This is a genomic window from Methylorubrum zatmanii (genome assembly GCF_014845115.1).
Taxonomy (GTDB): domain Bacteria; phylum Pseudomonadota; class Alphaproteobacteria; order Rhizobiales; family Beijerinckiaceae; genus Methylobacterium; species Methylobacterium zatmanii.
Map to the genome: position 1 here is coordinate 1 of NZ_NKUI01000301.1, position 4,598 is coordinate 4,598.

General features: G+C 69.7%; 5 protein-coding genes. All 5 read left to right on the forward strand.

Annotated features, from left to right (window positions below; genetic code table 11):
• On the forward strand, positions 1–730 hold a 730-nt coding region (locus MZTS_RS23880), incomplete at its 5' end, for an ABC transporter permease subunit (RefSeq protein WP_192285760.1).
• A 30-nt stretch (positions 731–760) separates the two neighbouring features.
• The gene (locus MZTS_RS23885; RefSeq protein WP_192285762.1) at positions 761–1,537 is read left to right on the forward strand and encodes an ATP-binding cassette domain-containing protein; all 777 of its coding nucleotides are present in this window, start codon (positions 761–763) and stop codon (positions 1,535–1,537) included.
• Positions 1,538–1,675: 138 nt separating this feature from the next.
• Positions 1,676–2,851 carry an FMNH2-dependent alkanesulfonate monooxygenase gene (ssuD, locus tag MZTS_RS23890; RefSeq protein WP_192285764.1) on the forward strand — a complete coding sequence of 392 codons (1,176 nt, stop codon included), beginning with the start codon at positions 1,676–1,678 and terminating at the stop codon, positions 2,849–2,851.
• Positions 2,852–2,868: 17 nt separating this feature from the next.
• On the forward strand, positions 2,869–3,873 hold the full coding sequence (locus tag MZTS_RS23895) for a sulfonate ABC transporter substrate-binding protein (protein ID WP_192285766.1): 1,005 nt from the start codon (positions 2,869–2,871) through the stop codon (positions 3,871–3,873).
• A gap of 188 nt (positions 3,874–4,061) precedes the next feature.
• Positions 4,062–4,598, forward strand: a 537-nt coding sequence (locus tag MZTS_RS23900) for an ABC transporter substrate-binding protein (protein ID WP_192285768.1), incomplete at its 3' end; no start/stop codon positions are given.

The window sequence follows — 4,598 nt, forward strand, 5'->3', positions numbered from 1 at the left end:
GCCCACCCTCGTCATCGCCGGCTGGCAGGCGGCGGCCTCCCTCGGGCTGGTCTCGACCCGGTTCATGCCGGCGCCCCTCGACGTCGCCGCCGCGGGCTGGCGCCTCGCTCAGACCGGCGAGCTGTGGGAAAACCTCTGGGTGAGCTTCGCCCGCGCCGCCGCCGGCTTCCTGGTCGGCGGCGGCATCGGCCTCTCTTTCGGGTTGGCCAACGGCCTGTCGAACCTGTCGGAGAAGCTCACCGACACCACGCTTCAGATGGTGCGCAACGTGCCCCACCTGTCGCTGATCCCGCTGGTGATCCTGTGGTTCGGCATCGACGAGGGCGCCAAGCTGTTCCTCGTGGCGCTCGGCGTGTTCTTCCCGATCTACGCCAACACCCTGCACGGCATCCGTTCGGTCGATCCGCAACTGATCGAGATGGGCCGGGTCTACGGCATGAACCGGCGCGAATTGTTCTGGCGCGTGGTGCTGCCGGGCGCGCTGCCCTCGATCTTCGTCGGCATCCGTTACGCGCTGGGCATCATGTGGCTGACGCTCATCGTCGCCGAGACGATCTCCGCCAATTCCGGCCTCGGCTACATGGCGATGCAGGCCCGCGAGTTCATGCTGGTCGATGTCGTGGTGCTGGCGATCCTGATCTACGCCCTGCTGGGCAAGATCGCCGACAGCCTGACCCGAGCCCTGGAGCGCACCTGCCTCGCCTGGAACCCGGCCTACCGCAACACCTGATCCCTTCGCGAGCGAACCCCGAGCGATCCCATGTCCGCTGCCCCCGCCCTGCGCATCGAGGACGTCCCCGCGAACCGTCGCGATGCCGGCCTCGCCATCACCCTGCGCGGCCTGACCAAAAGCTTCGACGAGGGCGCCCCCGTCATCCGCAATCTCAACCTGCACGTGCCCGCCGGCCAGTTCGTCGCCATCGTCGGCCGCTCGGGCTGCGGCAAGAGCACCCTGCTGCGCCTGATCCTCGGCCTCGAGGAACCGAGCGCCGGCCGCGTCACCGTGAACGGGAGCCAGAACGCGAAGCGCATCATGTTCCAGGAACCGCGGCTGCTGCCCTGGGCGCGGGTCGCCGACAACGTCGCGGTCGGGCTCGGCCGCGACATCGGCCGGGCCGAGCGCAAGGCCCGGGCGCTCGCGGTGCTGGGCGAGGTCGGGCTGGCGGAGAAGGCCGGCAACTGGCCCGCGACCCTGTCCGGCGGCCAGCGCCAGCGGGTGGCGCTCGCCCGCGCGCTGGTGAGCCGTCCCGCTCTGCTCGCCCTCGACGAGCCGCTGGGCGCCCTCGACGCGCTGACCCGCATCGAGATGCAGGCGATGATCGAGCGCATCTGGCAGGACCAGGGCTTCACCGCGATCCTCGTCACCCACGATGTCGGCGAGGCGGTGGCGCTGGCCGACCGCATCCTCGTGGTCGAGCAGGGCGCCATCGCCCTCGATGTGGCCGTCGACGTGCCGCGTCCCCGGCGCCGGGGCGATGCGGCCCTGGCCGAACTCGAAGGCCGCATCCTCGACCGGCTTCTCGGCGACCACGCCTGAGACGGTTCCCGCTTGATTCAAGCGGGAACCGTCTCGGCAAGCCCGCGCGGCGCCTGAGCGAAGCCCAAATCCGCGATCCCGAAGGGATCAAACGGATTTGGGATGACCCGTTCTTTCGTATTTTCGGAGCGTAACCCCATGACCACCCAGACCGACGGTAAGGCCGACGTTCTCTGGTTCCTGCCCACCCACGGCGACGGCCGCTATCTCGGCGCCTCGGAGGGCGCCCGCGACGTGTCGCTCGCCTATCTTCGCCAGATCGCGCAGGGCGCGGACGACCTCGGCTATTACGGGGTGCTGCTGCCGACCGGCCGGTCCTGCGAGGATTCCTGGGTGATCGCCTCGGCCCTCGCCCCCCTGACCCAGCGCCTGCGGTTCCTCGTCGCCGTGCGCCCCGGCCTGCAGGAGCCCTCGGCGGCGGCGCGCATGGCCGCGACCCTCGACCGGATCTCGAACGGGCGCCTGCTCATCAATGTCGTCACCGGCGGCGACCCGGTGGAGCTGCGCGGCGACGGCGTATTCCTCGACCATGACGAACGCTACGTCGTCACCGACGAGTTCCTCCACATCTGGCGCGGCCTGATGGCCGGCGAGACCGTGAGCTTCGAGGGCAAGCATCTGCGCGCCGAGAACGGCCGGGTGATCTTCCGCCCCGTCCAGGCACCCTATCCGCCGCTCTATTTCGGCGGCTCCTCCCCCGCCGGCATCGAGGTCGCCGCCGAGCATTGCGACGTCTACCTCACCTGGGGCGAGCCCCCGGCGGGCGTCGCGGAGAAGATTTCTCGCGCCCGCGAGGCAGCCGAGAAAAAAGGGAAAACCTTCTCCTACGGCATCCGGCTGCACGTGATCGTGCGCGAGACCGAGGCCGAGGCCTGGGACGCGGCCGAGAAGCTGATCTCGCGGGTCGACGACGCCACCATCGCTCAGGCCCAAGCCACCCTGAAGCGCCAGGATTCCGTCGGCCAGAGCCGGATGATGGCGTTGCATGGCGGCGACCGCTCCAAGCTCGTCGTCTCGCCGAACCTCTGGGCCGGCGTCGGCCTGGTGCGCGGCGGCGCGGGCACGGCGCTCGTCGGCTCGGCGGATCAGGTCGCCGACCGGATGAAGGAGTACATCGATCTCGGCATCGACCGCTTCATCCTCTCCGGCTACCCGCATCTGGAGGAGGCCTACCGCTTCGCCGAGCTGGTCTTCCCCAAGCTCCCCCTGCGCGCGACCACCGGCACGGCGCCGAGCACCGCCCGCAACAACGGCCCGTTCGGCGAGGTCATCGCCAACGACATCGTGCCGACGCACCGCGTCAGCGCCCATTGATCGGGAGTTTTTGAGCGATGCCCGCCCCTGCCCGAGAAGTCACCGTCACGACCGCGTGGCTGCCGCGCGTTTGGCTGCCGCGCCTGTGGTTCGCCCTCGCGGCGCTGATCTTCGCGTGCCTGATGCTCACGGCCCCTCGCGCGGCGCATGCGCAGGAGCGCACGGTACGGGTCGGCTACCAGAAATACGGCACCCTGGTGCTGCTCAAGGGGCGCGGGACCCTGGAGCCGAAGCTGAAGGCTTTGGGCTACCGGGTGCAATGGTCGGAATTCCCCTCCGGCCCGCCCCTGATGGAGGCGCTGAACGCGGGCGCCGTCGATTTCGGCTCGGCGGGGGAAACCCCGCCGATCTTCGCCCAGGCCGCGAGCGATGCCCTGGCCTACGTCGCTCACGAGCCCGCCGCGCCGAAGGGCGAGGCGATCCTGGTGCCGAAGGCGAGCCCGATCCAGTCGGTCGCCGAGCTGCGCGGCAAGAAGGTTGCCCTGAACAAGGGATCGAACGTCCATTACCTGCTGGTGCGGGCGATCGAGAAAGCGGGCCTGAGCCTCGCCGACATCACCCCCGTCTATCTCGCTCCGGCGGATGCCCGGGCGGCGTTCGAGCGCGGCGCGGTCGATGCCTGGGTGATCTGGGATCCGTATTTCGCCGCGGCCGAGGCCGGGGGCAACGCACGGGTGCTCGCCGACGGCACCGGCCTCGTGCCGAACCACCAGTTCTATCTCTCCTCCAAGACCTTCGCGGCGGAGAACGGCCCGGCCCTCGATGCCATCGTCGCGGCCATCGCCGAGGTCGATGCCTGGGCCAAGGACAACACCGACGCGGTGGCGAAGGAACTCGCCCCCTCGGTCGGCATCCCGGCGCCGATCCTGAGCGTCGCCCTGAAACGCCAGACCTACGGCATCCGCGCCCTCGACGAGGCGGTCATCCACGAACAGCAGCGCATCGCCGACACCTTCCACGACCTGAAGCTGGTCCCGAAGACCGTCGATATCGCCGGTGCCGTGCGCAAGCCCGGCAGCTGACAGGTCCGCTCGACCGACGCGGTGCCGTACCGGCAAGCCCGCGCGTCGCCTGAGCGACATCCGAATCCGCCATCCCGAAGGGATCAACCGGATCGGCATGAGGCACTCTCGCTCGCAGGTGAATTTCCTCTCCCTTGCGGGGAGGAGCCAACGCCTCTCCGTTTCCGTCACCCAAAGCCAGAAGTCCCATGAACCGCCGGACCCTTGCCCGCCTCGTCCTTACCGGCCTCGCCCTCGGCGCGAGCCTCGGGCTCACCCCGGCCGCGGCCGAGGAAGCCACCCTGCGCATCGGCTATCAGCGCTCCTCCGCGCTGATTTCCCTGCTGCGCCAGGACGAGACCCTGGAGAAGGCGCTCAAGCCCCTGAACGTCGCCGTCTCCTGGCATGAATTCACCAGCGGCCTGCCGATCATGGAGGCGCTGAATGTCGGCCGCATCGACGTCTCGGCGGATGTCGCCGATACCGTGCCGGTCTTCGCGCAGGGCGCCGGAGCCAAAATCACCTACATCGCCCAGGAGGCCGCCTCACCGGAGGCGCAGGCGATCCTGGTGGCGGGCGATTCGCCGCTGAAGACGGTGGCCGACCTGAAGGGCCGCAAGGTCGCGGTGACCAAGGGCGCGGGCAGCCATTACCTGCTGCTGGCGGCGTTGAAGGCCGAGGGCCTGCCCTTCAAGAGCATCACGCCGGCCTATCTCACCCCGGCGGACGGGCGCAGCGCGCTCGCC

Coding starts and splice junctions, on each gene's coding strand:
- MZTS_RS23885 (WP_192285762.1), top strand. CDS start 761: ATGTCCGCTGCCCCCGCCCTGCGCATCGAGGACGTCCCCGCGAACCGT.
- ssuD (WP_192285764.1), top strand. CDS start 1,676: ATGACCACCCAGACCGACGGTAAGGCCGACGTTCTCTGGTTCCTGCCC.
- MZTS_RS23895 (WP_192285766.1), top strand. CDS start 2,869: ATGCCCGCCCCTGCCCGAGAAGTCACCGTCACGACCGCGTGGCTGCCG.